General features: G+C 72.9%; 26 protein-coding genes. 15 read left to right on the top strand and 11 right to left on the bottom strand.

All coding sequences use genetic code 11. From position 1 onward, the window contains the following. Positions 1-48 precede the first annotated feature (48 nt). Both ACZ6MZ_RS10750 and ACZ6MZ_RS10745 read right to left on the bottom strand, forming a co-directional pair. Entirely contained in the window at positions 49-1,050 is a 1,002-nt protein-coding gene (locus tag ACZ6MZ_RS10750) for an AraC family transcriptional regulator (RefSeq protein ID WP_386876077.1), read from the bottom strand. Positions 1,051-1,097: 47 nt separating this feature from the next. Then, positions 1,098-1,403 (bottom strand): 4a-hydroxytetrahydrobiopterin dehydratase, encoded by a 306-nt coding sequence (locus ACZ6MZ_RS10745; protein WP_384337781.1) that lies wholly within the window; start codon positions 1,401-1,403, stop codon positions 1,098-1,100. A gap of 146 nt (positions 1,404-1,549) precedes the next feature. On the opposite strand from ACZ6MZ_RS10745, the gene ACZ6MZ_RS10740 reads away from it, so the two are divergent. Beyond that, complete coding sequence (locus tag ACZ6MZ_RS10740; protein ID WP_389784918.1) at positions 1,550-2,377, top strand: helix-turn-helix domain-containing protein; 828 nt, start codon at positions 1,550-1,552, stop codon at positions 2,375-2,377. Here ACZ6MZ_RS10740 and ACZ6MZ_RS10735 read toward each other — a convergent pair. The 3 genes from ACZ6MZ_RS10735 to ACZ6MZ_RS10725 all read right to left on the bottom strand — a co-directional run bounded on the left by ACZ6MZ_RS10735 (position 2,349) and on the right by ACZ6MZ_RS10725 (position 5,336). Continuing rightward, entirely contained in the window at positions 2,349-2,777 is a 429-nt protein-coding gene (locus ACZ6MZ_RS10735) for a hypothetical protein (protein WP_469351079.1), read from the bottom strand. The genes ACZ6MZ_RS10740 and ACZ6MZ_RS10735 overlap by 29 nt on opposite strands. After that, complete coding sequence (locus ACZ6MZ_RS10730; protein WP_469351077.1) at positions 2,774-3,907, bottom strand: molybdopterin-dependent oxidoreductase; 1,134 nt, start codon at positions 3,905-3,907, stop codon at positions 2,774-2,776. Before ACZ6MZ_RS10730 ends, ACZ6MZ_RS10735 begins: the two co-directional genes overlap by 4 nt. Positions 3,908-3,980: 73 nt before the next feature. Further along, the gene (locus tag ACZ6MZ_RS10725) at positions 3,981-5,336 is read right to left on the bottom strand and encodes a hypothetical protein (RefSeq protein WP_469351140.1); all 1,356 of its coding nucleotides are present in this window, start codon (positions 5,334-5,336) and stop codon (positions 3,981-3,983) included. Positions 5,337-5,594: 258 nt separating this feature from the next. On the opposite strand from ACZ6MZ_RS10725, the gene ACZ6MZ_RS10720 reads away from it, so the two are divergent. From ACZ6MZ_RS10720 to ACZ6MZ_RS10685, 8 genes are all read left to right on the top strand, one after another. Continuing rightward, entirely contained in the window at positions 5,595-6,872 is a 1,278-nt protein-coding gene (locus ACZ6MZ_RS10720) for a molybdopterin-dependent oxidoreductase (protein ID WP_389784913.1), read from the top strand. Beyond that, positions 6,869-7,426: a hypothetical protein gene (locus tag ACZ6MZ_RS10715; protein WP_469351076.1), complete on the top strand. Its 558-nt coding sequence runs from the start codon at positions 6,869-6,871 to the stop codon at positions 7,424-7,426. Before ACZ6MZ_RS10720 ends, ACZ6MZ_RS10715 begins: the two co-directional genes overlap by 4 nt. Positions 7,427-7,486: 60 nt before the next feature. Then, positions 7,487-8,380 (top strand): RNA polymerase sigma factor SigF, encoded by an 894-nt coding sequence (locus ACZ6MZ_RS10710; protein ID WP_469351074.1) that lies wholly within the window; start codon positions 7,487-7,489, stop codon positions 8,378-8,380. 96 nt (positions 8,381-8,476) lie between these two features. Then, entirely contained in the window at positions 8,477-8,746 is a 270-nt protein-coding gene (locus tag ACZ6MZ_RS10705; RefSeq protein WP_469351072.1) for a hypothetical protein, read from the top strand. Between the two features lie 32 nt (positions 8,747-8,778). Next, positions 8,779-9,516, top strand: coding sequence for a FadR/GntR family transcriptional regulator (locus tag ACZ6MZ_RS10700; RefSeq protein WP_389784910.1), 738 nt, complete (start codon positions 8,779-8,781; stop codon positions 9,514-9,516). Beyond that, positions 9,513-10,286 (top strand): creatininase family protein, encoded by a 774-nt coding sequence (locus tag ACZ6MZ_RS10695; RefSeq protein ID WP_469351070.1) that lies wholly within the window; start codon positions 9,513-9,515, stop codon positions 10,284-10,286. The genes ACZ6MZ_RS10700 and ACZ6MZ_RS10695 overlap by 4 nt, the downstream gene beginning before the upstream one ends. A 315-nt stretch (positions 10,287-10,601) precedes the next feature. After that, positions 10,602-11,618: a CE1 family esterase gene (locus ACZ6MZ_RS10690; protein WP_386876089.1), complete on the top strand. Its 1,017-nt coding sequence runs from the start codon at positions 10,602-10,604 to the stop codon at positions 11,616-11,618. Between the two features lie 57 nt (positions 11,619-11,675). After that, entirely contained in the window at positions 11,676-13,262 is a 1,587-nt protein-coding gene (locus ACZ6MZ_RS10685; RefSeq protein WP_389784905.1) for an AbgT family transporter, read from the top strand. Positions 13,263-13,430: 168 nt separating this feature from the next. Here the strand turns inward: ACZ6MZ_RS10685 and ACZ6MZ_RS10680 are convergent, their stop codons facing one another. The 4 genes from ACZ6MZ_RS10680 to ACZ6MZ_RS10665 all read right to left on the bottom strand — a co-directional run bounded on the left by ACZ6MZ_RS10680 (position 13,431) and on the right by ACZ6MZ_RS10665 (position 16,874). After that, positions 13,431-13,610 (bottom strand): hypothetical protein, encoded by a 180-nt coding sequence (locus ACZ6MZ_RS10680; RefSeq protein ID WP_386876091.1) that lies wholly within the window; start codon positions 13,608-13,610, stop codon positions 13,431-13,433. Between the two features lie 74 nt (positions 13,611-13,684). Then, a complete protein-coding gene (locus tag ACZ6MZ_RS10675) occupies positions 13,685-14,071 on the bottom strand; it encodes a hypothetical protein (protein WP_389784903.1) in 387 nt (128 codons plus the stop codon). Positions 14,072-14,162: 91 nt separating this feature from the next. Further along, on the bottom strand, positions 14,163-16,382 hold the full coding sequence (locus ACZ6MZ_RS10670; RefSeq protein WP_469351066.1) for a phage holin family protein: 2,220 nt from the start codon (positions 16,380-16,382) through the stop codon (positions 14,163-14,165). An 87-nt stretch (positions 16,383-16,469) separates the two neighbouring features. Beyond that, positions 16,470-16,874: a hypothetical protein gene (locus ACZ6MZ_RS10665; RefSeq protein WP_384181365.1), complete on the bottom strand. Its 405-nt coding sequence runs from the start codon at positions 16,872-16,874 to the stop codon at positions 16,470-16,472. A gap of 220 nt (positions 16,875-17,094) precedes the next feature. Between ACZ6MZ_RS10665 and ACZ6MZ_RS10660 the strand changes: the two genes are divergently transcribed. Both ACZ6MZ_RS10660 and ACZ6MZ_RS10655 read left to right on the top strand, forming a co-directional pair. Next, positions 17,095-17,886, top strand: a complete 792-nt coding sequence (locus ACZ6MZ_RS10660; protein ID WP_384335175.1) for an MBL fold metallo-hydrolase — start codon at positions 17,095-17,097, stop codon at positions 17,884-17,886. An 11-nt stretch (positions 17,887-17,897) separates the two neighbouring features. Then, positions 17,898-18,515: a DedA family protein gene (locus ACZ6MZ_RS10655; RefSeq protein WP_386876757.1), complete on the top strand. Its 618-nt coding sequence runs from the start codon at positions 17,898-17,900 to the stop codon at positions 18,513-18,515. A 59-nt stretch (positions 18,516-18,574) separates the two neighbouring features. On the opposite strand, the gene ACZ6MZ_RS10650 is transcribed toward ACZ6MZ_RS10655, so the two are convergent. Next, a complete protein-coding gene (locus tag ACZ6MZ_RS10650) occupies positions 18,575-19,792 on the bottom strand; it encodes an aminotransferase class I/II-fold pyridoxal phosphate-dependent enzyme (protein ID WP_469351063.1) in 1,218 nt (405 codons plus the stop codon). Between the two features lie 366 nt (positions 19,793-20,158). On the opposite strand from ACZ6MZ_RS10650, the gene ACZ6MZ_RS10645 reads away from it, so the two are divergent. The 4 genes from ACZ6MZ_RS10645 (at position 20,159) to ACZ6MZ_RS10630 (ending at position 23,638) form a co-directional block, all read left to right on the top strand. After that, positions 20,159-21,664 carry a bifunctional phosphatase PAP2/diacylglycerol kinase family protein gene (locus tag ACZ6MZ_RS10645; RefSeq protein ID WP_389784898.1) on the top strand — a complete coding sequence of 502 codons (1,506 nt, stop codon included), beginning with the start codon at positions 20,159-20,161 and terminating at the stop codon, positions 21,662-21,664. 100 nt (positions 21,665-21,764) lie between these two features. Then, positions 21,765-22,340: a GNAT family N-acetyltransferase gene (locus ACZ6MZ_RS10640; protein ID WP_469351061.1), complete on the top strand. Its 576-nt coding sequence runs from the start codon at positions 21,765-21,767 to the stop codon at positions 22,338-22,340. A gap of 71 nt (positions 22,341-22,411) precedes the next feature. Next, positions 22,412-23,221 carry a class I SAM-dependent methyltransferase gene (locus tag ACZ6MZ_RS10635; RefSeq protein WP_469351059.1) on the top strand — a complete coding sequence of 270 codons (810 nt, stop codon included), beginning with the start codon at positions 22,412-22,414 and terminating at the stop codon, positions 23,219-23,221. Positions 23,222-23,278: 57 nt separating this feature from the next. Continuing rightward, positions 23,279-23,638 carry a VOC family protein gene (locus ACZ6MZ_RS10630; RefSeq protein ID WP_384181353.1) on the top strand — a complete coding sequence of 120 codons (360 nt, stop codon included), beginning with the start codon at positions 23,279-23,281 and terminating at the stop codon, positions 23,636-23,638. Positions 23,639-23,708: 70 nt separating this feature from the next. Here the strand turns inward: ACZ6MZ_RS10630 and ACZ6MZ_RS10625 are convergent, their stop codons facing one another. Next, positions 23,709-25,679, bottom strand: coding sequence for a DUF5107 domain-containing protein (locus ACZ6MZ_RS10625; RefSeq protein WP_469351057.1), 1,971 nt, complete (start codon positions 25,677-25,679; stop codon positions 23,709-23,711). Positions 25,680-25,979: the final 300 nt, after the last annotated feature.

Genomic DNA, 25,979 nt, shown 5'->3' with positions numbered 1-25,979 from the left:
CCCGGCGCCGCCGGCCGACACCGGCCGGCGGCGCCGTCGTTGCCGGGGTTACGGCGAGCTCCGCTGCTGCTCCGGCACGGTGCCTGCCGCGGCGCCCGGTACCGCTCCGGTCGTCGCGCCGCCCGCCCGGTACTCCTGGGGGCTGACGCCCCGTACCCGCTTGAAGGCCGCGCTGAGCGCGAACGAACCGCTGTAGCCGACCTTCCTGGCCACCGACTCGACCGTGGCGTCCGTTCCGCGCAGCAGATCGGCGGCGAGCGCGAGCCGCCAGCCGGTGAGGTACGCCATCGGGGGTTCCCCGACCAGCTCGGTGAAGCGGCGGGCGAGCCCGGCCCGCGATATTCCGCACGCGGCGGCGAGCGAGGCGACCGTCCAGGGACGGGCCGGGTCGTTCTGCAGCAGCCGCAGGGCGCCGCCGACCGTCGGATCGGCCATGGCGCGGTACCAGCCGGGTGCCTCCGCGTCGGGGCGCGAGAACCACGCCCTGAGCACGGCGATCAGCATCAGGTCGAGCACCCGGTCGAGCACCACGCTCTGGCCGGGCTCGTCCCGGGAGATCTCGTCGTCGAGGACCGGCATCAGCGGACCGTTCCACGCGTCGGCGGGCAGCTGGAGCAGGGTGGGCAGCGCGTCGAGCAGCCGTCTGCTGACCTCGCCGTCCATCTGGTACGTGCCGATCAGGACGGTCGTCCCGCCGTCCGGGGCGTTCCCCCAGGTCCGTACCCCCAGCCGCATGGACTGGGCGAGCGGTTCGCCCTCCAGGGTGTGGCAGACGCCGCCTGGGCCGATGAGCGCGCGGGGGCTGGTCTCGGGGCGGTCGGCGGTGATGTACGGCTCCGGGCCGCGGACGACCGCGACACCCCCGGGGCGTAAGCACACCGGATCCCCGCCGCCGTCGGGGACGATCCAGGCCTCACCGCGGGTGACGCACATCAGGCAGAGCGGGGCGCGGTCCTCGATGCGGACGGACCACGGCGGCTCCATCACCATGCGCAGCAGAAAAGCCCCCCGGGCCCGCGGTCCGTCGAGGAGTCCGGCCAGTACGTCCATGGTCACCAGCGTAAATGCACCGGCGGGGGTGTCTGTCGCCGCACCGATCAGTTCGCGCCGTGTGCCGGGGCAATTTCCTCGACGCGTCGCGCGAGCGTGAAGTCCCGCTCGGTGACGGCGCCACCCGCGTCATGCGTGTGCACGGCGAGGGAGACGGTGTTATAGCCGAGGGTCAGGTCGGAGTGGTGGTTCAGCTCCTCCTGGATCTGGGCGACATGGACGACCATGGCGGTCGCCGCGAAGTGGCTGCCGAGCCGGTACGAACGGGCGATGCGCCCCTCCTTGAGGCTCCAGTCGGGAAGCTCCCGCAGCCGGTCCTCGGTCTCCTTCTGCGACAGCGCCTCGGTGGCCATGGGGGGCTCCTTCCGGGAACGGGCAGCGACCCGGCCGACGATACGTCGTCGTGCGCGCGCCCCGTGTCCGCCGTGCCGCGCGGGTCGGTTTCAGCGGATGTCCCGCGGTGTATGACCCTCCTCGGCCGTTGCATTACGGTCCTCGTATGGCAGCTCTCGCCCCGGACACGGCAGTCGGTCCCCTGTTGCGCGACTGGCGCCGGCAGCGCCGGGTCAGCCAGCTGGAGCTGGCCCTGCGGGCGGATTCGTCCGCCCGGCACATCAGCTTCATCGAGACGGGCCGGTCCCGGCCCAGCGAGGAGATGGTGCTGCGGCTCGCCGAGCATCTCGATGTTCCGGTGCGGGAGCGCAATGTCCTGCTGCTGGCGGCGGGTTACGCGCCCCGGTTCACCGAGACGGCGCTCGACGACCCGGCCATGGACGCCCTGCGCGAGGGCCTCGGCCAGTTGTTGCGGGGCTACGAGCCGTATCCGGCGGTGGTCGTCGACGGGACGTACACCGTGGTGGCCGCCAACCGGGGCATCGCCCTGCTGATGGAGGGGCTGCCCGAGAAACTGCTGGCACCGCCCTTGAACGCCATGCGGATCACCCTTCATCCGGAGGGGCTCGCTCCGCGGATCCGCAATCTGCCGGAGTGGCGCGGGCATCTGCTGGAGCAGATGGGGCGTCAGCTCGCGCTCTCCCGCTCCCCGGCGCTGCGCGAGCTGTACGAGGAGGTGGCCGCCTATCCGCTGCCGGCCCCACGCCCCGACGCGGCACGGGCAGAGGCGGCGGCCCACGCGGACGGCCCTGCCGCGATGCCGGGTTTCGCGCTTCCGATGCGGATCGAGCACGACGGGCACGTGCTGTCCTTCGTGTCGTCCATCTCCACCTTCAACACGCCGATGGATGTGACGGTCGCCGAACTGGCCGTCGAGACCTTCCTCCCGGCGGATCCGGCGACGGTCAAGTATCTGACGTCGGTCCTTCCGTAGGCGTGGCGCGCCGGGTGGCCCAGCCGGCGCACGCCGTGGCGAGCGCGGTGATGCCCAGGGCGACGGCCCAGTTCACGGGATAGTCGAGCGGGAGCACGGACGGGTTGTCCGGCTTTCCGGGGCGGAGCAGGAGCGGCAGCGCCAGCAGGGTCAGACAGCCGGCCGTCAGCAGACCGCCGCGCAGGACGGTCCTGAGCCGGGTCCGGCCGAGGAGCAGCCCGGCACCGAGGACCAGAGGGACGAGCAGCCCGTCGTGCAGCGCGACGGCTCCGGCGAGCCACAGGGCCACCTCGGCGGGGTCGCCAGGACGGGTGCGGTCGAGGAGTTCGTACCCCCCGAAGCCCAGGGCGAGTACGCCGAGGGCGCCGAGGGCGATCCGGGAGACGTTCGCGGCGCTCATGCCATGACCTCCAGCCGGGTGACCCATTTGGTCTGCAGGACCCCGGGCCGGTTGGGCGCGATGATCCGCGCCGGATAGCCGTGGTCGGGTGAGAGGACCGCTCCGTTGAGACGCAGCGCCAGCAGGGTGAGTCCGTCGCGGGTGTAGGCGCGGTCCATCTCGCTGACGCCGTATCCGCCGTGGCGCTGCAGGGAGACGATCCGCAGCGCGGCGCCGTCCCGCGCCCCCGCGCGGGCCAGCAGGTCCTTGACCCGTACCCCTTCCCAGTGCGCCGACTTCGACCAGCCCTCCACGCAGGCGATGGGAAGCTCGACGCGGTGCTGCGGCATCGCGCGCAGCTCGGCGAGGGTCAGTTCGTACGGCTCCGGTCCCGCCACCCGCAGCCGCCACTCCCGCAGGTCGTCAGCGGTGATGCCGGCCGCCGCGGCCGTGCGGTTGACGGGCAGGCCCTGCGGTCCTGTGCCGGGGTCGCGCGGGGCAAGCAGCAGGAGCCCCTCCAGCGGGGTCACCGACTGGCCGGCCGAGACGACGGTGACCGCGCCGACAGCGGCGGCGAGCCCGAGCAGCAGCGAGCGCCGCTCCACGCCGTCGGCGGCGGGCTCGGCCGTCCCGGGCGGGGTACGGCGCCAGTGCGCGGCGATCAGGGGTGCCTTCACGGCGAGATGGACCAGCAGCGCGCCGATGATGACCCAGGCGAGCGACCAGTGGACCTGCCGGAAGGAGAAAGGCCAGAGATACCACTGCGCGGTATTGAGCAGTCCCATGAACAGTTCGAGCAGGGTGGCCGCCACCAGAACGGCGAGGGAATCGCGTTCCAGCGCGTGCGCCACGGAACGCACCGGGGGCCAGCTGAAAAGCCGTGGATAAACGGTCCAGAGTTTTACCAGCAGCAGCGGTACGGCGGCGATACCGCTGATGACGTGAAGGCCCTGCGTGACGCGGTATCCGGAGACGGGACGCGTCGGGAGACGGCCGGCGGCCCAGGTGGGCGGCTCCTGGAGCACATGGCTGAGCACGCCGGTGAGAAAGCAGACCAGAAGGGCCAGGCCCAGCAGCCGGCCCACCACGGTCGCGGTGCGCGGGTCGTGCGACCGGCCCCGGAAGCGGGGAAGGAATGTCGGGATACGCATATCCGTATTCCACGCGCTTTCCGGGTCCGGGTGAAGATTCAACGTCCTTACGGAATATGAACGTTCCCCGTCCTTACCAATAGGTCAGCAGCAGATGATTGACGAGGAGGGCGGTCACGGCCTGCGCCGCCAGCCAGCCTCGGTGCTTCCCGGCGGGCAGCAGCGCGGCGGCCGCGGGCAGCCAGAGCGTGAACGGCAGCCAGATGCGTTCGGTCTCGGCCTTGCTCATGCCGGACAGGTCGGCAGCCACCAGCGCGAGCAGCACGGCGGCCACCAGGAGCGCGACCCGGCCGTCACCGCCCCGGTCGCCTTCGGCGGGCCCGCCGTCCCGCAGTCCGTCGCGCAGCCGCCGTAGGGACGGCGCGGCGGCGGCCGGTGCGCGCCGGATGCCGGCGACGGACGCGAGTCCCGCCGTGACCATCACGGTGGCGAGATTGGCCCATACCCAATACCCGTAAGGACGCTCCCTGGCCACGCCCTGGTAGTAGCGCTCGACCAGCAGTCCGTACGCCTCCCACCAGCGGAACCCGGCCAGCAGGAAGACCCCCGCCACCGCGGCGAACCCCAGCAGCGCGAGCGGCAGCGGCCGTGCCGTCCGGGCGAGAAGCAGCACCATCGCGGCCGGAATCACCATCAGCGTCAGTCCGTACGACAGATGGACGGTCAGTCCGAACAGCAGACCGGAGCCCAGCGCCGCCGCGCGGGGTGCGCGGGCCGTGCGGGTCGCCGCGTGTGCCAGCAGCGCGAGCGCCCAGGCGGCGACGGCCGCGAAGTAGCCGTCGGCGGAGGCGCCGACCCAGACGGCGGCGGGGGCGAGCACGAGGAAGGGGGCCGCGGCGCGGGCCGCGCGCTCGGCGCCTAGCGCGCGCAGGGTGACGAGTACGGCGGCCGCCGTCGAGGCGCCGGTGACGACGCAGAACGCGGCGGCCCATGCCCCGCCGCCGAGGCCGGCCCGGTCCAGGCCGACAAAGGTCAGGACGGCGGCCGGCGGGTGTCCCGCGATATGCGTCGGCCAGTTGTCCGGTGAGTTGATCAGGATGTGCCGGGTGAAGTCCCGCAGGGTGGCGCCGATGTCGTCGAACCGGTCGACTCCGCGCAGATACTCGTGCGGGGTGGTCAGCCGGGCCGCCACGCCGCGCTGCCAGCCGTCGACCAGCGCCAGCGACCAGGTCCAGGCCATGGTGGCCGCCCAGGCCGCCCAGGTCAGCCGGCGCCAGGACAGCCGGGCGGCGAGGGGCGGGCCGTACAGGATCACCGCGACGGCGATCACGAGCGCGGGGAGGGTGCCGGGGCCGAGGTGCGGCATCCACTGGGCGAGGAGGGGCGCCCAGTTGACATGCAGGGTGTCGTCGTACCGCTCGATCAGGGTGCCGGCCACGGCGGCGACGGCGAAGAGGAGCGCGCCCGCGCCGGCCGCCGCCAGGTCCAGGGCGTGTCCGGTGGATCTTCGGGGACCGGCGGGCGGCGTCCGGTGCCCGTCGGCGCGCGGCGGGCGGGGCGTACGGGCGTGCGGGGCATCGGGATGCGGTTCCGGCTGGGGAAGGCCGGGGCGGGGCGGGGTCACGCCGTCACGTTAGGCCCGCGGTCCCCCGTGCCGGGGCAGCCGACAGGCCGCGTCACCGAACCGTCAGATCTCGCCCTGCGTCGTAACCGGGCCCGGCGCGCACCAGGACCTACGGTCACGGATATGAACGTCCCTGCCCGGTTCGTCCCCTCCTGGCGCAGCCCATTGCGCGGGCCCTGGCTGACCTCGGTCTTCGCCGTGGTGCTGCTGGCCGGCATTCCCGTTCTCTTCCTCACGGGTCTGCTGTCGTACGTCGCGTACAACCCGGATCTGGCCCCGGTCAACGACAAGACGCCGGACAAGGGGGTGCTGGGCTTCTACCTCTTCTCCTGGCAGACCGATCCCTACTGGCTGTACCGCGTCACGCAGGGCGTGCATGTGACGCTCGGGATCGTGCTCGTGCCGGTGCTGCTCGCGAAGCTGTGGTCGGTCGCGCCGAAGCTCTTCGTCCTGCCGCCGGTACGGTCGCCCGGTCACGCTCTGGACCGGCTGTCGCTCCTGTTGCTGGTCGGCGGCGGGCTGTTCGAATTCATCACCGGAGTACTCAATATCCAGTTGGAGTATCTCTTCCCGGGCTCGTTCTATCCGCTGCACTTCTACGGGGCGTGGGTGTTCATCGGGGCGTTCGTCGCCCACGCCGTGCTGCGGCTGCCGCGCATGGTGCGCGCGCTGCGCGGCCGCGATCTCCGCGCCGAGCTGCGGACCCCGGCGTCGCGGACGGTGCCCGAGCCGCTGGACGAGACCGGGCTGGTCTCCGCCGACCCGGCGCCGCCGACCATCTCGCGGCGCGGCGCGCTCGGTCTGGTGGGTCTGGGCTCGCTAGCGCTGTTCGTGGTGACGGCCGGTCAGAGCATCGGCGGGTCGCTGCGCGGCACGGCGCTGCTCGCCCCGCACAACCGCGAACCGGGGTCGGGACCGAACGGCTTCCAGATCAACAAGGGCGTGACGGCGACCGGGATCCGGGCGCGGGACATCGGCCCCGACTGGCGTCTGGTCGTACGGGGCGGCGGCCGGGAGGCCACCCTGACCAGGGCCGAGGTGGAGCGGCTTCCGCAGCACGGCTCGGCGTTGCCGATCGCCTGTGTGGAGGGCTGGTCCACCTCCGACCAGCGGTGGGAGGGGGTCCGGCTGGCCGATCTCGCCGCGCTGGTCGGGCTGGGCGGTGCTCCGCCGAGTGTCTTCGTGGAGTCGGCGCAGCGGCGCGGCGCCTTCCGGGCGGTCGCGCTGCGCGACAACCAGGTCCGCGATCCCCGTTCGCTGCTCGCGCTGCGGGTCAACGGCGCGGTGCTGTCGGCGGATCACGGCTATCCGGCGCGGATCATCGTGCCGGGCGCACCGGGCGTGATGAACACCAAGTGGGTCCGGCGGCTGAGCTTCGGGGAGGCAACATGGCCCGCGTGAGGCGCACACGCGCGGGGCGGAACGGGGTCGGCCACCACCGCTTCGGCGCCCGGCGGCACTTCCGGCGTCTGTACGGGGAGTCGCCGCTGCAGCTCCTTCTGCTGCTGGCTTCGTTCGCGCTCTGCGCCTACGCCGGGATCAGGCTCCTGAAGGGCGACTGGCTCTTCATCCTGGTCTGGTTCGTGGGAGCCGCCGTCCTGCACGATCTGGTGCTGGTGCCGCTGTACGCGCTCGGTGACCGCGCCGTCCGGTCGGTGCTGCGGCCCCGTGGCGCCGTCCCACGTACGGCGGTCCATCACGTACGCGTCCCGGCCGCTGTCTCCCTGCTGTTGCTGCTCGTGTACTGGCCGCTGGTGCTGCGGACGTCGCGGCGGACCTACGAGGCGGACACGCGGCTCACCATCGATGTGTTCCTGGGCCGTTGGCTGCTGATCACCGCCGCCCTGTTCGCGCTGTCCGCCGTATGGCTGGTGATCAGGCTGTGGCGGCCGCCGCCCTCCGACGCGGGCTCCGGCGCGGGCCCCGGAGAACTGGTCTCGGACAGCCGGACATGAGCGGGCGCGTTCAGGGCAGGAGCGCCCTTTGTAGGGTCCGCTGCGCTGGAGGGTGATGTCATGACGACCAGAACTGTGCATGCTGCCGAAGTGGAGCAGGCGGAGGGTGTCCTCGCTCCCAGGGCTGGAGCACCCTCCGACGAGCTGCCGTGGATCGAGGACGCGGGCAAGATCGCCCCGAAGGACGCGCGTGCGCTGTCGAAGGTGTTCTTCGATCAGCTCCAGGTCCTGGAAGAGGGCACGCACGAGTACCAGTACGCGCGCAACACTCTCATCGAGATGAACCAGTCGCTGGTCCGCTTCGCGGCGAGCCGCTTCCGCAACCGGGGCGGCGGCGACATGGAGGACATCCTCCAGGTCGGCACGATCGGCCTGATCAAGGCGATCGACCGGTTCGATCTGTCCCGCGAGGTCGAGTTCACCTCCTTCGCGGTCCCCTACATCGTGGGCGAGATCAAGCGCTTCTTCCGTGACACCAGCTGGGCCGTCCATGTTCCGCGCCGTCTCCAGGAGCTGCGCGTCGAGCTGGCCAAGGCCAAGGAACACCTGGCCACCAGCCTGGACCGGGATCCGACCGTCAAGGAACTCGCCGAGCTGCTCGGCATCAGCGACGAAGAGGTCATCGAGGGCCTGGTCGCGACCAACGGCTACACGGCCGGCTCCCTGGACATGCCCACCGGCGACGAGGGACAGCCCAACGGCGGCGGGCGCACCTTCGCCGATGTGATGGGCGAGGCGGACCCGGCCATGGAGAAGGTCGAGGACCTGCACACGCTGGCCCCGCTGCTGAAGCAGCTCGACGAGCGCGAGCGCAGCATCGTGGAGATGCGCTTCGGCCGGGAGATGACGCAGTCCCAGATCGGCGCGGAACTGGGCGTTTCGCAGATGCATGTGTCCCGGCTGCTGAGCCGGATCATCAGCCGGCTCCGCAAGGGGATGCTCGTCGAGGAGTGACGCGTCGGCCGGGCGCCGGTGACGAGGGCGCGGCGGCTTTGTCAGACCCATGAATCAGACTGGAAAGTCCGACGGATTCATGGGAAGGAAGCCGAGATGACCACCGCGTCCCGAACGTCCGGCATGTCCAGTGAGTACACCGCGGCTCGGGCCTATCTCCGACTTCTGGCGGCTGTCCGGGCCGTCCTGGACGATCCCCTGCAGGCCTCCCTGAGCGCCCCGTTACTGGCGGCCCCGATCGCGGAGGCGGACGAGGCCCTCAGCGCGGCGGGCCTGGCGGGCAACGAGCGGGAGTTCCTTCATCTCGTCGCCGCCCAGGCACTGGACCCCACGCACGGACGGAACATGTCACGTCGCGACCATTGACACCCGAAGAGATCAAGTGATCTATTCACTTTATGAGTCGCAGTGAACTGTCACTGTCCGAGCATCTGGCGGACAGCATCGTCGAGATCATCCGTGCCGAACGGCTGGTCCCGGGAGACGCCTTGGCGTCCTCGCGGGATCTCGCCCGACGGTTCGACGTCACCACGCCCACGGTCCGCGAGGCCCTGCGCAGACTTGAGGCCACCGGCGTGGTGGAGTTCCGGCACGGCTCGGGCACGTACGTGGGCCCGGGCAGTGAGCGACGGCTGCTGGCCAATCCCCACCTTCCGCGTGGCAGCCGCGAGTCGGTGCTCGAACTCGTCGAGGCGCGGCTGGTCCTGGAGCCGGCCGTGGCGGCCGCCGCGGCGCGTACCCGCGCGCCGGAGGCGGTCGGGGAGCTGGAGGCGGCGTCCGCCAACGCGCTGCATCCGCCGGACGAATCGCTGCGGCAGTCGGTGCACTTCCATGTGGCACTGGCCGCCGCCAGTGGCAACGCGCTGCTGCGGGAAGCCGTCGAGGCGCTGCTCCAGGTCAGGGCGCGGGAACAGGTCGAGATCCGGCACCGGTACAACGACCGCGCCCGGGACCACGCCGAACACGTGGAGATCTTCGAGGCGGTACGGGACGGGGACGCGGACGCGGCCGAGCGGCTGACCCGGGAACATCTGGGGTCCATCCGCGAAGCGGTCCTCGCCGCCGATTTCCCGGACGCCGTCCCGGAGACCGCCCCGAACACTGTCCCGGAGACCGCCCCGGGGACCGGCCGATGAGCGCCCGACAGCCGCTGCGGCTGGCCGAGATGACCACCGAAGAGGCGGCCGCGGCGGTCACGGCGAGCCCCGTGGTGATCATCCCGGCCGGCGCGTTCGAACAGCACGGTCCCGGTATGCCTCTCGCCACGGACACCATCCGGGCCGAGGGGGTGGCCGAACGCGTGGCCGCCGAACTGGCCGGCCGTGCGGTGATCGGTCCGCAGCTGCCGGTCGGTGTCTCCCCGCACCATCTCGCCTTCGCCGGCACGGTCACCCTGACCACCACGACCCTGGCCGCGGTGGTCCGTGAGTACGTCGGGAGCCTGTACCGGCACGGCTGGCGGAAGGTGCTCGTGATAACCGGTCACGGCGGCAACAACGCCACCCTGACCACGGTGGCGCAGGATCTGCTCACCACCCACCCCGATCTGCAGTTCGCGTGGACACCCGTCACCGCGCTCGCTGCCGATGTCGTGTCCGGTATGGGGGTCAGCGAGGTGCACGGCCACGGCGGCGAGGCCGAGACCGCGCAGCTGCTCCATCTCACCCCGCATCTGGTGCACACCGACCGGCTCGCCGCCGGTACGACCGCCACCGCCCAACTCGATCCGCTCTCCCGGCTCTCACGGCACGGCAGCCATCCGGCGCTCGCCGTCCGCTACGACCGGCTCAGCGCCAATGGCATCCTCGGTGACCCGCGCCGGGCGACCGCCGAGGACGGACAGGCGGTCGTCGACGCCGTCGTGGTCCGTGTGGTCGCCTTCGTCAAGGAGTGGCTGGACGTCTGACACCGGCTGACCAGCCGCTCCGCCCGCGCACCGCGCGCACCCCGCACGCCGGACCCGCGCCGAACACCGCGCACCCTCCGCACCCGCAATCCCGCAATCCCGCACCCCGCAACCCCGCACCCTCCGCCCACGGCACCGCGCCCGCCTCATCGCGCGTGGTGCCGTGGGCCGGACCTTCCCGCGCCGCCGGGCCCGTACGACGCTCGTCGCACCTCAGGCCCCCGGACCGCGATCCCCGCCCCCCGCAGCGTGGGGCACCCCTGCCCGCACATCAGTGAGCCGTCCGCCCCAGGCGTCCGGCAGAAGGAGCCTGCCATGACTGGCACCCCGCACAGCAGCCGGAAGAGTCGTACCACCCGCCCCCTGCGGCGGACGGCGACGGCCGCCCTGGGCCTCGTCCTGTCCCTCGGAGCCACCGGCGCCGGGACCGCCACCGCCGCACCCGGCGGCGCGGCCAAAGCACCCGCCGCGGCCTCCAAGGCATGCCGGCTGCCCGCCCCTCAGCAGCCCGGCACCAGCGAACAGCACACCCTCACCAGCGGCGGCCGCGACCGGACGTATCAGCTCCATCTCCCGGCCGGATACAGCCACAAGCGCGACTGGCCGGTCATCCTGGCCTTCCACGGCCGCGGCAACACCGGCGCGGGGACTGAGGAGTTCTCCAAGCTGTCGACGCTGCCCGCCGTCGTCGTCTACCCCAACGGCGTGATCGGTACCGGGGACGGCGACCGGCAGGCCTGGCAGGGCGCTCCCTACGCGGCGGCCGGCGTCGACGACGTCGCGTTCACCGAAGACCTCCTGGACCGGCTCGAAGACACGCTGTGCGTCGACGAGCGGCGGGTGTACGCGACCGGAAAGTCCAACGGAGCGGGCTTCGTCGGGACGCTGCTCGCCTGCCGTACGGCCGACCGGATCGCCGCCATCGCCCCCGTCGCCGCCGCCCTCTACCCGACCGGTGAGGCATGCGAGCCCTCCCGGCCGGTCCCGGTCATCGAGTTCCACGGCACGGGCGACGCGACCATCCCGTACGCCGGCGACGCCGAGCGCGGACTCCCCGCCATTCAGGACTGGGTGGCGGGCTGGGCCGGCCTCAACGGCTGTGTCCTGCGCGCCCGTGACCGGGTGACCGAGCCCGACATCACCGTATCGCGGCGGCTCGGCTGCGACCGCGGGGCCGAGGTCCGGCATGTCGCGGTCACCGACGGCGGACACACCTGGCCGGGCGCCGACATCTACAGCGGCGGCGGCTACACCACGCAGACCATCGAGGCGCACGAGGTCATGTGGCAGTTCCTGCGCCAGTTCCGCACTCCCCCGTCCCACCGGCGCTGACCCCTCCCGCAGAACCCCTCCACCTGACACCGTGGACCCGAGCAAGGAGCCGCTCCCATGACCACGCCGACCCCCGCCCCCGCCGGTACGCCCTCGCCACCCGGTATGTCCTCCCCACCCCCCGACGGAACCCGGCTGCCGCGCGTCGTCCGCGCGATGGCCGTCATCGAACGGGCGGGCAACGCGCTGCCGCATCCGTTCTGGCTGTTCTGGATCCTGTCCGCGGTACTCGCGGTCATCAGCGCGGTGCTGGCCGCGGCCGATGTCTCCGTCGTCGCTCCCAGCGACGGCAAGACGGTCGCGGTTCAGAATCTGCTCAGCGGTGACGGACTGTCCATGGCGGTCTCGACGATGATCGAGAACTTCGCCACCTTCCCGCCGATGGCCACCATCGTGGTGGTGATCATGGGCGTCGCCGTCGCCGAGCGGACCGGTTTCCTCGCGGCGCTGATGCGGGTCAGCGTCTCGCGGGTGCCGGCCTCCTGGGTGGTGTTCGCCGTCGCGTTCGCCGGCACCGTGGCGCATGTCGCCTCGGCCGCCGCGTACATCATTCTCGTACCGCTGGGCGGTCTGGCCTTCCGCGCCGTGGGACGCTCCCCGATCCTCGGTATCGTCGTCGCCTACACGGCCATCGCCTCCGGGTACGACGCCAGCCCGATCCCCACGCCCAACGACGCCATCTTCGCCGGCATCACCACCGCGGCCGCGCGGATCGTCGGAGGCGACGCCGCCTATGTCTCACCGCTGAGCAACTGGTTCTTCAACATCGCCTCGTCGCTGCTGCTCGCGGCCGTCATCACGCTCGTGACGAAATTCGTCCTGAGCCGGCGGCCCGATCTCGACGCCGACCCGGACGCCGACCTCGAAGACCTCGGCGCGCTCACTCTCAGCCCCCGGGAGCGCTCGGCGCTGCGCGCTGCCGTCCTCAGCCTGGTGGCGACGCTCGTGGTGCTGGTCGCGGTGATGCTGCCGCAGTCGTCGCCGCTGCGGGGCGAGGGCGGCAGCATCGTGGACTCGCCGCTCCTCGACGGCATCGCGGCGGTCGTCGCCCTGGTCTTCGGACTGGTCGGCATCGTGTACGGATACCGCTCGGGCTCGATCACCTCACCGGGCGACGTACCGAAACTGATGGGGCAGGGCGTCATGCAGATGGCGCCGGTGCTGGTGCTGTTCTTCGCCATCGCCCAGTTCCTCGCGTACTTCGACTGGACGAATATCGGCGATGTGCTCGCCGTCAGGGCCGCCGAGGCGCTGGAACAGAGCGGGATGCCGATCGTCCTGGTGTTCCTGCTGATCCTGGTGCTGCTGACCCTGGTCAATGTCATGGTCACCAGCGGGTCGGCGATGTGGGCGCTGGCCGCGCCGGTCCTGGTGCCGATGCTGATGCTCGTCAGCGTCCCGGCGGAGACGACGCAGGCGCTGTTCCGGATCGCGGACTCGGGGTCGACCGCCATCACCCCGATGAGTCCGTACTTCGTGATGGCCCTGGGCTTCCTCCAGCGGTACCGCAAGAGCGCCGGCATCGGCACGCTGGCCTCGTACACACTGCCGCTGGCCGTCGCCATGACGGTCGCGTGGACGGCACTGTTCCTCATCTGGTGGGCGGTGGGCATACCGCTCGGGCCCGGCGCGCCGGTGCGCTGAGGAAACCGGTGTGCCGAAGGGAAGGGCCATGGGCCGCCGCGCCCACGGCCCTTCCCCCGTTCTCCCCGGCTTCCGCCTGCCGGCCGGCTCTTCCGCCGGCCGGCCGGACCGGCCCGCGACCCGGCCGCGCCCACCGAGAGCGGCGCGGCCGGGCGTGCGGTCAGGGCGTTACTGCGGACTGCCGCTCTCGGTGCGTTCTCCGTCCGCGGCCCCGCCGTCGGACGCGGCTACGGGCTCGGCGTCCCGGTCGGAACCGCGCGAGGCCCGTCGACGGGCTTCTGACACGTCGGCGCGCGCGACTTCGGCGCGGAGCATGGCGTTGAGTGCGGCGAAGGGGTCAATAGGCATGGTGGTGTCCTCGCTGTGAGATGGGGCTGAAGCAACTGCTGTGACTCGATGGGCACATGGGGCCCTCGGGCCTGTCAGCAGCGCAGCACCACACAGCGCGAGGCACTCGGCGCCCGCGGGGGCCCGGCCGGAGCGCGGCGCCCGGCGTACGGATCCTGTTCCGTCCCCGCCTGCGGGCCTGAGCGGGGGAACGGCTCGATACGGGACCTGCCCGCCCGCTCGGTCCTGGAGGGGGCGGCCTGTTCGGTCTCGGCCGTGTCCTGCTTTCCCTCGCCCGCGGGATCGGGGGCGGCCGAGGCGGGTGGCCGGGACTCCGCGCCCCGCGCCACCGCGGAGCGGGCATCGAGCGACATGCCCAGGAGCGCGACCAGCACCAGCAGGGTCACCAGCGCGGTCCGGCGCGCGGAGGCAGCCGCGCGGGCGGCTGCGGTGCTGGGGATGACGGACGCGGCGTGGCGCATGGGCACGACCTCCTGGACATGCCACCCCTGCCCATCAACGGCCGCGACTCGTCCTGCTACCGCCGGAAATCGCCCGTATGGGGGACGTTCGTTACGCCGAATTCCTTTCGCCCTCGGCCGAACGCGCCGCAGCGGGCCGTACGTCGCCCGATTGCGCCTGCGCCGACGGCCCCTCCACCGGCCGGAGCTCCACCGGACGGGATTCCGCCGGACGGGGTTCCGCCGCGGGTCCGAGCGGCACCTGCGGTCCGCTGCCTTCGCGCAGCCAGCGGGCGAGCACCCGGTGCACCTCTTCGGCGCCGACGAGTTCACCGCTGTCGGGGACCGGCGCCGAGAGCACCAGCGGTGACAGCAGGAAGGCCCGCGACTGTTCGCCGCCGAGGCCGCCGTGCGAGCCGATCTGTTCCTCGAAGGCGTGCACCCGGCCCGTCGCCGGGTCGTACATCGAGTTGACCATGATGTCGGCGACATGCGGGAAGGTGTCGGTGCGCCGTACGGCGTCGGCCGCGCCGGGCCCCATGGCGGCGAGCGGCCCTTCGTCACCGAGCTCGGCGAGCGGGACCTCCACCCCGTCAGGGCCGAGCACCACCGATCCGTGTCTCTCGCTGCGGACCAGCAGGAAGCCGATCCCCGGGTGTCCCGCGAGGGTCCGCAGGAGCGCGGGGTGGCGCCGGTCGATCTGTTCGCGGCTCATCCGCCCCCGCACTTCGGGGAAGGAGATCAGGGCGAGATTCCCGGAGGCGAGCACGATCGGTTCCGAGTCCTGCGCGGGCTTCCGCCCGGTGTCCTCCTCCCCCATCGGCCGGTGGAGCGCGCTGAGTACGGCGTGCCGTGCGGCGTCACGCGCCTCCGCGCCGCTCTTCGTCCGCTCGGCCTTGCGCGACACGGGCAGTCCGCAGCCCGCTCTGACCAGGTCCTTGAGGGTGAGCCCGTAGCGGCCTTCGAAGGTTTCGCCGGGGCTCTGGCCGTGGTCGGAGAGCAGCACGATCCGGTACGTACGGGGCGCGTGCTCGGCGACCTTGGCTATCAGGCCGACCGAGCGGTCGAGGCGTTCGAGGACGCGCGCGGCGTCGCGGCTGTGCGGTCCCGAGTGGTGGGCCACTTCGTCGTAGGCGACGAGGTCGGCGTAGACGGCGGTGCGTCCGGCGAGCATGTCCCCCATCACCGCCGCGACCACCACGTCCCGCTCGACGACGGTCGCGAAGGCCCGGATGAACGGGTAGAGCCCGCCCCGGCCGACCCGCGGCCGGTCGCCGCGCAGCCGCGCCCGCGTCGACTGGCCGATCTCGCGGCCGACGTCGGCGACGAAGGAGACCACCGTACGGACGGCGTTGGCCGGATCGGAGAAGTACGCGAAGTAGCCGGCGCGGGAGCGGTTGGCCCTGCCGCGTCTGGCGGCCATCGAGAGCACCAGGGCCAGTTGGTCGGCGCCGCCGCTGAAGAGATTGCCGCGGCTGGCGCCGTCGAGGGTGAGGAGCCCGCCGTCGCCGGTGCGTTCGATGGCCCGGCGCTGGAGTTCCGCGGCGCTGGCGGGCCGGTTGCTGACCATGATCCGGCCGCTGTCCTTCTCGTACCAGCGGAACGCGGGGATGTCGTGGTTGGAGCCGTGCAGGATGCCCAGCTGGCTGGCGCCGGTCTGGCTGGACCAGTCGGTGCGCCAGGGCGTCAGCCGGTGCGTCGGCTGCCCGGAGTCGGCCATGGATCCCGACCGTCCGCTGCCCAGCCAGCCGGCGACATGGGGCATCACCCCGTCGGCGACGGCGTCCAGCAGCACCTGGTGCCCCACCCCGTCGAGTTGCAGGAAGACCGTGCCGGGCTGACCGCCGTGGCTGCCGTCCTCGCCGCTCCTGCGGCGCCGCCGGTCGGCGAGGCGCCAGAGTCTTCGCCGGTAGGCGCCGTCGTCGCCGACCGCGAGCGCCGTGGAGGTGGCGGAGGCCACGGCGGACATCACCGCGGCGACGACCACCGCGGTCTCCGGGTTGGCGGCGCCCCGGCCGTCGGGAATGAGCCAGAGTGCGATCAGCAGCAGCGAGCCGTTGAGGAAGAACACCAGCAGCCCGAGTATCAGCGCGGGGACGAGCAGCAGCGCCCGTACGAGCAGCGGCCAGACCAGCGCGCTGAGCAGCCCGAACGCGCCTGCGCCCCAGGCCGCCGTGACCGCCGTCCTGGTGGCGCTGTCCCCGACGTCGGACTGGAGCTGGAAGTCCGGCAGGATGCCGGCGAGCACCAGCAGGGTCAGCGTGGACACCAGCCACACGATGATCACCCGCAGCAGGGCTCTGCCCGTCGTTCGCCATCGCCCCTGGAGCACTCCGCTGTCACCTCACGTCGGGGCCCGTACCGACCCACGGGCTCGGCCCAGCCTGACACAGCTCGCCGCGGTCCCCGGGCGGTACGGTCAGCAGCCGCCGTACCCGGCCGTCGGCATCGAGAGCCTGCGGTGCACATCGGCCTTCATGGCGGCGTCGTACGGGGGTTCGTCCAGGCCGACGGTCTCCAGCCGTACGCCCCTGCGCTCGCACTCGGCGGCGAAGGCGGGCGCCGAGGTGAACGCCCGGTCGAGCACCCGCTCGTTGGCAGCGACGAAGAGGTCCACCTGCCCCTCTTCGACATCCGCCCACAACCCGCGGTGGCCGGGGCGCAGTCCGTAGAGGAGCAGCTGCGTGGTGACGGCATAGCCCTTGTCCTCGGCCCACCGCGCGCACATCGCGTGCTGGCCGCGGGTGTCCACCAGGAAGGGGACGCGGTCGAGTTCCTCCAGTGGGGTCAGGCTGGCGATCGCAGCCACTCGTAACGCATCCATGTCCGTCCCCCCGTGCCCCCGCACTCGCCCTGGTCCGCAGACCCTACTCCGCGTGCGGCCCCGGGAGGGAGGAGCGCACCGGATGGCCTGCGGCGCGCGCGGGCGGGCGGCGGGCGACGCCGCGCATCCCGGCCACCCCGTGCGGGTACCCGCCGTACGCTGAGTACGGAGATCGTGCCCGGGGCGTACACCTCCCCGGGCGGACGGAGCTGAGGTCGGGTTGGGAACTGTCATCACCTGGTGGGGCCATGCCACCTGCACCGTCGAGGACTCCGGGGTCCGGGTGCTGACGGACCCGCTCTTCGTACGCCGGCTGGCCCATCTGCGCCGCCGTCTCGGAGCCGTACCGCCTGCCGGGGCCACGGTCGCCGACGCGGTGCTCGTCTCGCATCTCCACTCCGACCATCTCCATCCGCGGTCGCTGGCGAGACTCGCGCCCGGCACCCTGCTGATCGTGCCGCGCGACGCGGCGCGGTCCGTCCCCGGGCTCAGAAGGCTCGACTGCCGCAGAAATCCGGCCGGGCTGCGGATCACCGAGGTCGACGCGGGCGACGAGGTGAAGATCGGGCCGCTGCGGGTACGGGCCGTGCCCGCGCGGCACGACGGACGACGGCTCCCGGTCGGGCCGCACCGCTCCCCCGCGCTCGGTTATGTGATCAGTGGTGAGTCGCGGACCTACTTCGCCGGTGACACCGGGCTCTTCGACGGGATGGCGGACGCCGTGGGGCCGGTGGATGTGGCGCTCCTGCCGGTCGGCGGCTGGGGGCCCCATCTGGGGCCCGAGCATCTGGACGCGGAGCGGGCGGCGCAGGCGCTGGTCCGGCTGGCGCCGAGCGCGGCGGTGCCGGTGCACTACGGCACGTACTGGCCGATCGGCCTGGACGGCGTCAGGCCCCACGAGTTCTTCTCGCCGGGCGACGAGTTCGTACGGAACGCGGCGCGGCTCGCGCCGAAGGTGACGGTGCATCTGCTGGGGCACGGCGAGAGTGTGCGGCCGGAGGTCACGCGGTGATTGACCAGCTCATGTCGCAGCTGCCGGCCGAGTCGACCCAGCAGGCCGTCGGCTATCCGTCGCTCTTTCTGCTGGTGGCGCTGGGAGCGCTGGTGCCGGTGGTGCCGACGGGCGCGGTGGTGAGTTCGGCGGCGGTGGTGGCCTTCCACCAGACCGCGCCGCTCTCGATGGTCTACATATTCGTCGTGGCGGCCTTCGCGGCTTTCCTCGGCGATGTCTCGCTCTACTGGCTCGGGCGGCGCGGCGTCGGCTCGAAGAACGGCTCGCGCTGGCTGGCCGCGCTGCGCCGGCATGCCCCGCCCGACCGGCTGGAGCAGGCGCAGCGCAAGCTGCGGGAGAACGGCGTGACGGTGCTGGTGCTGTCCCGGCTGGTACCGGCCGGGCGGATTCCGGTGATGCTGGCCTGTCTGCTCGCGAACTGGCCGCTGCGGCGGTTCGCCCGGGGCGATGTGCCGGCCTGTCTGGCCTGGGCCGCGACGTATCAGCTGATCGGGGTCCTCGGCGGGTCGCTCTTCGCCCGGCCCTGGGAAGGGGTGCTCGCGGCGGTGGTGCTGACGGTGGTGGTCAGCGGCGCCCCGGCGCTGTGGCGCCGACTGCGCAGGCCCGGCTCGGAGAGCCAGGAGACGTGAGGCACCGGTTCGCTCCGCGCGGTCGGTTCGCCCGGTTCGTTCCGTCATAGAGGATCCGCTCACCGCAGTTCGTCGAAGGCGGATCCGAACACGTCGAGCGCTCGCGCGACATGGGGCAGTTCCAGGGGGTCGGGCGCGGTGAGGGACTCCAGGCGCTGCCGCGGGGTTGATCCGAGCAGCGGTCCGGTGGACAGGCGTACGCGCAGCGCGCCCAGTTCGTCCCCGAAGCGGTGGCCGCCCGGTACGGGCATCCCCAGGCGTTCGCTCAGATGGTTCTCCAGCTCCATCGAGTCGGTGACCCCCAGGGCGGCCAGGCGGGCGCGCAGCGGCCCGAGGTCGGCGTAGAGATGACGGCCCGCCTGCGGGGGCCTGGCGAGGGCGCCGGAGACGAGCACCGCACGGTGGGCGGCCGCGGTCACGCGCGCGTACAGGGCCGCCGCGGCCGCCGCTCTGGCCGTGACAGGACCGGGTTCGTCCAGCGCGTGGGCCCCGGCCGCGGCGACGGGACCGGCGACCATCGCGCCGAGCGCGGTGAGGATGTCGAGCGTTCTGGCCCGCCGGGCGGCTCCGTCCGGGGTGGCGGGGAAGCGTGCGACGGCCATCGGCCAGGCGGCCGGGAGCAGCGCGCCCGCCAGGTCGGAGACGATGACGACCTCGTCGGGCCACATCTCGGCCGGGCTGAGCAGCACCGTCTCGTGCGGCCGGTGCAGGGTGTCGCGCCAGGTCTCGTCGCTGATGATGTGCAGCCCCTCGTCGGCCGCGGCCTCGCAGGCCTCGCGGACGAGCTCGGGCGGGGCGACGGTGGCGGTGGGGTCGTCGGCGAGGGAGAGCAGCAGGACCCGGGGGGCGCCGCCCTCGGCGCGTACCCGGCGGACCGTCTCCAGCAGGGCGTACGGATCGGGCACGCCGCCCGCCTCCGCCGGGGTCGGCACATGGTAGGCGGGCCGCCCGAGAAGCCGGGCCTGCGGGGTCCACCAGGCGGGGCAGGGCCTCGGCATGAGAACGTCCCCGCCGTACGCGGCGAGCAGCGCGAACAGCAGGGGCTGCGCGCCGGGCGCGGCGGCCACGTCGTCCGGTGCCGTGCGCAGACCGCGCCGCCCCCAGTAGCCGCAGGCGGCCTCCCGCAGCACCGCGTCACCGCCGGGCTCCTCGGCCGAGGAGCGTCCGGCGGCCGCCGCGCACACGTCGACCAGCTCCGGCAGCGCGGGCAGCCCCGACTCGGGGGCGGGCGGGCCGAACCGGACGGGGCCACGGCCTTCGGGAGCGGTCCGCCGCATACGCCACCTCCAGCCGTCACCCGCCGGAAGCCCGGCCCACCGGCCGGGCCCAACGGCCCGTCGCACGGGCCTTGAGCCCTTTATACGGAGATTCCGCACTGCGTGCTCCCCGGGCTCCGCTCCCCCCTGCTACCCGGGACGGCCGTGTCCGTACCCGCCGGTGCGCCCACGGGGACGCCCGGCGGTTGGCCGTCGACGGCAGCGCACGCCGGCTCTCCGCCGCGTGCGCTCCCGCGCGAGCGCCGAGGAGCGGGCACGGGCGCGGGCGCGAGCCGGCCCGTCCGTCCGCCCGTCTGTCCGTCCGTCTGTCCGTCCGGATGCCGTACGGGCTGCTTGGGTCCGCCATCCGCGGGGTACCCGCGTTCCATGTTCGACACCTCTGCGGCCCACCAGGCGACTCCGGGAACCCGTGCCAGGATCGCCGCACTGCTCGAGTCCTGGGACGAGCAGGTCTTCCGTTCCGTCGCCACCCGGCACTGGCCGGGCGCCGATCCTGTGCTGCCGCGGCTGAGCCGCGGCGCCAACCACGGACTGCTCTGGTTCGGTGCCGCGGCGGGCATCGCCACGCTGGGGCGCGGGGCGCGTGCGCGGCGCGCCGCCCTGCGGGGCGTGGTGTCGCTGGGGCTCGCCTCGGCCGCCATCAACACCGTGGGCAAGCGGGCGGTGCGCCGTCAGCGGCCGCTGCTCGACGCCGTGCCGCTGATACGGCAGCTGAAGCGGCAGCCGTTCACAACCTCCTTCCCGTCCGGGCACGCGGCCTCGGCCGCCGCCTTCGCGACGGGGGTTGCGCTGGAGTCCAAGAGCTGGGGCGCCGTGGTGGCGCCCGTGGCCGCCGCGGTGGCTCTCTCCCGGGTGTACACGGGGGTCCACTATCCGAGCGATGTGCTGGTGGGTGCGGCACTGGGGGTGGGCGCGGCCTTCGCGGTGCGCGGGATCGTACCGACCCGTTCCCAGATGCCGTCACCGGGGCGGCCGTACGCCGAGGCCCCCGCGCTGCCGGGCGGCCGGGATCTGGTCGTCGTGGTCAACCGCGCGTCCGGTTCGTCGGAGACCGCCACGCTGGTGCGTGACGCGCTGCCGCTCGCGGAGATCGTGGAGTGCGAGCCCGAGGAGATGGACACCGAGCTGGAGAAGGCGGCGGGCCGCTGCCGCGCCCTCGGCATCCTCGGCGGTGACGGAACGATCAACCGGGCCGCGGCCCTCGCCGCGCGGCGCGGCCTGCCGCTGGCCGTCTTTCCCGGCGGCACGCTCAATCACTTCGCGTACGACCTCGGCATCGAGGACGTGCACGACACGGTCAGGGCGCTGACGGAGGGGGACGCCGTCCGGGTGGACCTCGGGCGCTTCACCCCGGGGCCGGACGGAGCGGAGTCCGGTCACTTCCTCAACACCTTCAGCCTGGGCGTCTATCCGGAGCTGGTACGGGTGCGGGAGCACTGGGCGCCGCGGATCGGCGGCTGGCCCGCCGGGGTTCTGGCGGCGCTGAAGGTGCTGCGCGGGGAACATCAGCTGGCGGCGGAGTTCGAGGGCCGGCACCGGGCGCTGTGGCTGCTGTTCGCGGGGAACTGCATCTACCAGCGGATGGGGCCGACCCCGGGCCGGCGGCACGATCTGGCCGACGGTCTGCTGGACGTACGGATCGTGCACGGCGGCCGCACCCCCGGACTGCGGCTGCTCGCCGCCGCGCTCGCCGGACCGCTGAGCCGCTCGCCGGTGCACGCGGCGGAGCGGATGCGGCGGGTAAGGATCGCGGACATCGCGCCGGGTACACCGCTGGCGTTCGACGGTGAAGTGGCCGAGGCGCCACGCGAGTTGATACTGGACAAGGCGATCGAGGCACTGACGGTCTACCGCCCGCAGGCCCTGCTGTAGGCCCTGCGGCAGGGGGTCTGCGTCGGGGACCGCCTCGGGGTCCGTACCGGCACGGAAACCCGATGGACAGGCACGGACGGGGCGGCCGAGGATCGCGGCCATGGATCCTCGATTCTTCCTGGAGACCGCGCGGCTGAGGCTGCGGTCCTTCACCGAGGGCGACCTCGACCGGCTCGTCGCGCTCGACAACGACCCGGGCGTGCGGCGGTTCATCGACGCCGGCCGTCCGGTCTCCCGCGACACGGTCCGCCGCCTGACCCTGCCCCGGATGCTCGGCCGTGGTTTCTGGGCCGCCGAGGAGAGGTCCACGGGGGCGTGGCTGGGCTGGTTCTCGCTGGAGCCCGGCGATGAACCAGGCTGGGACGTGGTCGAGCTGGGCTACCGGCTGCACCGTGCGGCGTGGGGCCTGGGGTACGCCACCGAGGGCGCACGCGCCCTGGTCGGCAAGGCCTTCACCGACCTCGGCACGGAGCGGGTGACGGCGCAGACCATGACGGTCAATACCGGTTCGCGGCGCGTGATGGAGAAGGCGGGGCTGACGTATGTCCGCACGTTCTTCGAGGAGTGGCCGGAGACCATCGAGGGGTCGGAGCAGGGCGATGTCGCATACGAACTCACCCGGAAGGAGTGGGCGGAGGCCGGGCGTGCCGGGTTCGCCGCGCATCCGACCACATAGCAAGACGCGTATCTCATTATCCGACATGGCGGCGTACCGTGGCCGGACTGCCTCACGCTAGGAGTCCTGCCGTGCCGAAGGAGACCGCGGTCTACACCCACGGGCATCACGAGTCGGTGCTGCGCTCGCACCGCTGGCGCACCGCCGCCAACTCCGCGGCGTACCTCCTGGGCGAACTGCGTCCTGGCCAGGACGTGCTGGACGTCGGCTGCGGCCCCGGAACCATCACCGCCGACCTGGCCGCGCTCGTCGCGCCGGGCGTGGTGACGGCGGTCGACGCCGCGGCGGACATCCTGGACCAGGCCCGGCGGACGGCGGACGCGGCCGGCGTGGACACCATTCGCTTCGCGGTCGCCGATGTCCACGCGCTGGACTTCCCCGACGACTCCTTCGACGTCGTCCACGCCCATCAGGTCCTGCAGCATGTGGGCGATCCCGTTCAGGCTCTGCGCGAGATGCGCAGGGTGTGCAAGCCCGGCGGCGTCGTGGCGGCGCGCGACGCGGACTACGGCGCCTTCGCCTGGTTCCCCGAGGTGCCGGTGCTGGACGGCTGGCAGGAGCTGTACCGGCGGGTGGCCCGCGCCAACGGCGGTGAGCCGGACGCCGGGCGCCGGCTGCTGTCCTGGGCGCGGCAGGCGGGCTTCACCGGCATCACCGCGACCGCCACGGCCTGGTGCTTCGCCACTCCGGAGGAGCGTGACTGGTGGAGCGGCCTGTGGGCGGAGCGCACCACCGCGTCCGGCTATGCCGGCCTGGCGGTCGCCGGCGGCCATACGACACGCGGGCGGCTGGCGGAGATCGCCGAGGCCTGGCGGGAGTGGGGCCGCGCCGAAGACGCCTGGTTCATGGTCCCGCACGGCGAGATCCTCTGCCGGGTGTGACCCCCTTGCCGCCCGAATCGATCACCTGTCCCGGCGCGGCCAACTAGGGTGTTCCGTATGGAAATCCTGGGAACCACGTTGCGCATCTGCGTCGACGACCTGGAGACCTCGGTGGTGTTCTACGAACGCCTCACCGGAAGCCCCGCGCTCCGCTTCGAGCGCGGTGGGGTCTCGGTCGCCGCCGTCGGCTGCTTCCTCCTCATGAGCGGACCCGCGTCGGAGATCGATGTCCTGCGCAAGGTGACGGCGACGATCGCCGTCAAGGACGTCGACGAGGCGCTCGCCGCCCTCACCGAGGTCGGCGCCCGGGTCCTCGCGGGACCGGTGCCGACCCCGGCGGGCCGCAATCTGATCGCCCTGCACCCCGACGGTTCGGTCTTCGAGTACGTCGACCGCCGAGTGGTCCAGGGCCCGTGACAAGACGGGTTCTGTGACGGGGCGGGCCCTGTGACGGGGCGGGAGCCTGTGACGGGGCCGTGCGCCTCGCTCAGTCCCCCGGCCGCATCCGGTACTCATAGGCGTCGGGCAGCGGATCGTCCGTCAGCGCTGCCCACACCTCACCCAGCGTCTCGGCGCCCTCCCTCAGGTCCGCCACCTCGAAACCGGCGTCGAAGACGGCGCGGGCCGCGTCCTTCTCCCCCTCGGCGAGCAGGAGTCGCGCCTCGACGAGCCGGAACGCGCCGCGCCGCCGTACGTCCGGCCGCAGCCGGTCCCAGACCCGGCGCGCCTCGGCCGTACGGTCCACCGCGAGCAGCGCGGTGACGGCCTCGCGGCCAAGGGCGGTGTGCACGGCGGTCCATGCCTCGCCGTCGTCGCCGCGCCCCGCGCAGAGGTCGTCGAACGCCGCCGCGTAGTGGTCGGCGGCGAGGTCCGGGTGGCCGCTCTGCCGGTCGGCGACGGCCAGACAGCGCAGCAGCGGCCACCGCGAGGGCGCCAGTTTCAGCCCGCGCTCCCAGCTGCGCACGGCCTGGGCCAGATCCCCGGCGTGCCACTGCGCGATACCGAGGTGGTACTCGGTGAGCGGCTCGGCCGGGGCGGTCTCCAGCATGTCGCGCCAGTGCGGCGCCACGAGCGTGGGGCCCGGCGGGGCGTCCACGCGTGGCTCCGGAAGCAGCCCGCTGGTCAGCAGCTCCACCCAGGGTTCCTGCTCCTCGCCGAGCGTGGACTCCTCGAAGGGCGTGCCAGGAAGTTTGTGCCCGGCCCGCAGCACTTCGAGCGCGCCCCAGCCGGAACCGGTCGCCAGACGCTCCCCCGGCGCGGCGTCGGCGTACGGCAGCCAGGCCGCGTACGCGGCGTCGACCTCCGCGCGCGGAAGGACCGCTTCGAGCCGGTCCGCGGCCGCCGCGCGGGCCCGGTCCCAGTCGGTTCCGTGGACCGTCGCGGGGTCGGCGGCGAGTGGTCCGTACGCCTCCAGCCAGCTGAACTCCGCCTCGCCTTCGAGCCGGACGTGCTCCAGCTGGGTGCGGGCGAGCCCGGCCTGGATCTCGGCGTATCCGGGGGTGCCCGGCTCGGTCAGCCAGCGCTGCCAGCGCCGGCCGCCCCGGCCCGCGCCCCACAGGAAGAGCTTGCGGCCGCGCAGTGCGTCGGTCGATGTCTGGACGAGCCCCGTCCCGTTCGCGTCGAGCGAGGCGATCCATTTCCGCTCCTCGTCCGGCACGTCGTAGAAGTAGTCGGCCGGGACGTCGCCGCGCAGCGGGTACGTACGGTCCTCGCCCCGGAACTCGGGCACCGGGACCTGGCGCAGGTCACGTTCGTACCCGAAGTGCCAGGCCGACTCGGCGGGAGACAGGACCCGGGTGTGTTCGTCCTCCTCGACCGCGATGTTGGACCACCAGTAGACGGGCGCCGCCCGCTCGTGGGGATTGCGGATCCGTACTCCGGCGTAGAGGAAGTCGGAGCCGTCGGGCAGCCACAGGTCGACCTGGAACGGCAGGTCGCGCAGGCGCTCCCACTCCCAGAGCCTGAGCATCTCGCCGCCGTCGGGGGCGGGTACGAGAGCGGCGTGCAGCGGCGCGCAGGACAGGGTGGTGTGGCCGGTGGCGCCGATGTTCCACTCGATACCGCCGGAGAACCAGGCGCCGTTGAGCGCGAAGCTCGCGGGCTGGAACACCGGGTTGCGGTAGACCAGTTCACGGCCGGTCGGCTTGTGGTGCAGCGAGTGGATCCGGCCGCCGAGACCGGGCAGTACGGTGACCCGCAGCCGGTCGTTCTCGATCACGACGGCGTCGAGATCCGTGTCCGTACGTTCTCGTTCGTATCCGTCGAGAATCCGGACGGGCAGCAGGGTACGCAGCGGCTCGTAGCCGATCTGCCGCACCATGTCGCGCGGCAGCCGCTCCTTGGCGCGCTCGTCGAGGGTGTGCGTCTCGTCGAGGACCCCCAGGGCGGGCAGCGGGTTCTCCGGCCCCAAGGGGGCGGCGGGCAGGGTCAGTACGGCACGTCGCACGGTCGTGGCCACGGTAACCTCGCTTCGTTCACGCGGGCGGCCGGCGACTCCGTTGGCCGGTGGCCCGTCGACCATGGAACACGGTGAACGCCCCGCTGACCAGGGGCCCTCGGGGCGTACGGTCACCGGTGTCCGCCCGCGCGGGAGCGGCGTCCACCCGCGCGGGGCGCCGGCCGGGGTATCGGCTACCGTTCGGCCGCCGGTGCGTCGCCGTCGGTGAAGGCTCCCACGATCAACTCCAGATCGGTCAGGTCCCGCTGGCCGCGTCCTGTGGAGAGCGCCAGCTCCTCGCCGCGTTGGAGGGCGCGTCGA

It is taken from the genome of Streptomyces sp. NPDC042201, assembly GCF_055582185.1.
The sequence above is the reverse complement of the archived record's forward strand: the minus strand, read 5'-3'. Positions and strand labels throughout refer to the sequence as shown.

What these genes read in the sequence shown, in the direction of transcription:
- ACZ6MZ_RS10750 (WP_386876077.1), bottom strand. Translation starts at nt 1,050, where the DNA reads ATGGACGTACTGGCCGGACTCCTCGACGGACCGCGGGCCCGGGGGGCT.
- ACZ6MZ_RS10745 (WP_384337781.1), bottom strand. Translation starts at nt 1,403, where the DNA reads ATGGCCACCGAGGCGCTGTCGCAGAAGGAGACCGAGGACCGGCTGCGG.
- ACZ6MZ_RS10740 (WP_389784918.1), top strand. Translation starts at nt 1,550, where the DNA reads ATGGCAGCTCTCGCCCCGGACACGGCAGTCGGTCCCCTGTTGCGCGAC.
- ACZ6MZ_RS10735 (WP_469351079.1), bottom strand. Translation starts at nt 2,777, where the DNA reads ATGAGCGCCGCGAACGTCTCCCGGATCGCCCTCGGCGCCCTCGGCGTA.
- ACZ6MZ_RS10730 (WP_469351077.1), bottom strand. Translation starts at nt 3,907, where the DNA reads ATGCGTATCCCGACATTCCTTCCCCGCTTCCGGGGCCGGTCGCACGAC.
- ACZ6MZ_RS10720 (WP_389784913.1), top strand. Translation starts at nt 5,595, where the DNA reads ATGAACGTCCCTGCCCGGTTCGTCCCCTCCTGGCGCAGCCCATTGCGC.
- ACZ6MZ_RS10710 (WP_469351074.1), top strand. Translation starts at nt 7,487, where the DNA reads ATGACGACCAGAACTGTGCATGCTGCCGAAGTGGAGCAGGCGGAGGGT.
- ACZ6MZ_RS10705 (WP_469351072.1), top strand. Translation starts at nt 8,477, where the DNA reads ATGACCACCGCGTCCCGAACGTCCGGCATGTCCAGTGAGTACACCGCG.
- ACZ6MZ_RS10700 (WP_389784910.1), top strand. Translation starts at nt 8,779, where the DNA reads ATGAGTCGCAGTGAACTGTCACTGTCCGAGCATCTGGCGGACAGCATC.
- ACZ6MZ_RS10695 (WP_469351070.1), top strand. Translation starts at nt 9,513, where the DNA reads ATGAGCGCCCGACAGCCGCTGCGGCTGGCCGAGATGACCACCGAAGAG.
- ACZ6MZ_RS10690 (WP_386876089.1), top strand. Translation starts at nt 10,602, where the DNA reads ATGACTGGCACCCCGCACAGCAGCCGGAAGAGTCGTACCACCCGCCCC.
- ACZ6MZ_RS10685 (WP_389784905.1), top strand. Translation starts at nt 11,676, where the DNA reads ATGACCACGCCGACCCCCGCCCCCGCCGGTACGCCCTCGCCACCCGGT.
- ACZ6MZ_RS10680 (WP_386876091.1), bottom strand. Translation starts at nt 13,610, where the DNA reads ATGCCTATTGACCCCTTCGCCGCACTCAACGCCATGCTCCGCGCCGAA.
- ACZ6MZ_RS10675 (WP_389784903.1), bottom strand. Translation starts at nt 14,071, where the DNA reads ATGCGCCACGCCGCGTCCGTCATCCCCAGCACCGCAGCCGCCCGCGCG.
- ACZ6MZ_RS10665 (WP_384181365.1), bottom strand. Translation starts at nt 16,874, where the DNA reads ATGGATGCGTTACGAGTGGCTGCGATCGCCAGCCTGACCCCACTGGAG.
- ACZ6MZ_RS10655 (WP_386876757.1), top strand. Translation starts at nt 17,898, where the DNA reads ATGTCGCAGCTGCCGGCCGAGTCGACCCAGCAGGCCGTCGGCTATCCG.
- ACZ6MZ_RS10650 (WP_469351063.1), bottom strand. Translation starts at nt 19,792, where the DNA reads ATGCGGCGGACCGCTCCCGAAGGCCGTGGCCCCGTCCGGTTCGGCCCG.
- ACZ6MZ_RS10645 (WP_389784898.1), top strand. Translation starts at nt 20,159, where the DNA reads ATGTTCGACACCTCTGCGGCCCACCAGGCGACTCCGGGAACCCGTGCC.
- ACZ6MZ_RS10640 (WP_469351061.1), top strand. Translation starts at nt 21,765, where the DNA reads ATGGATCCTCGATTCTTCCTGGAGACCGCGCGGCTGAGGCTGCGGTCC.
- ACZ6MZ_RS10630 (WP_384181353.1), top strand. Translation starts at nt 23,279, where the DNA reads ATGGAAATCCTGGGAACCACGTTGCGCATCTGCGTCGACGACCTGGAG.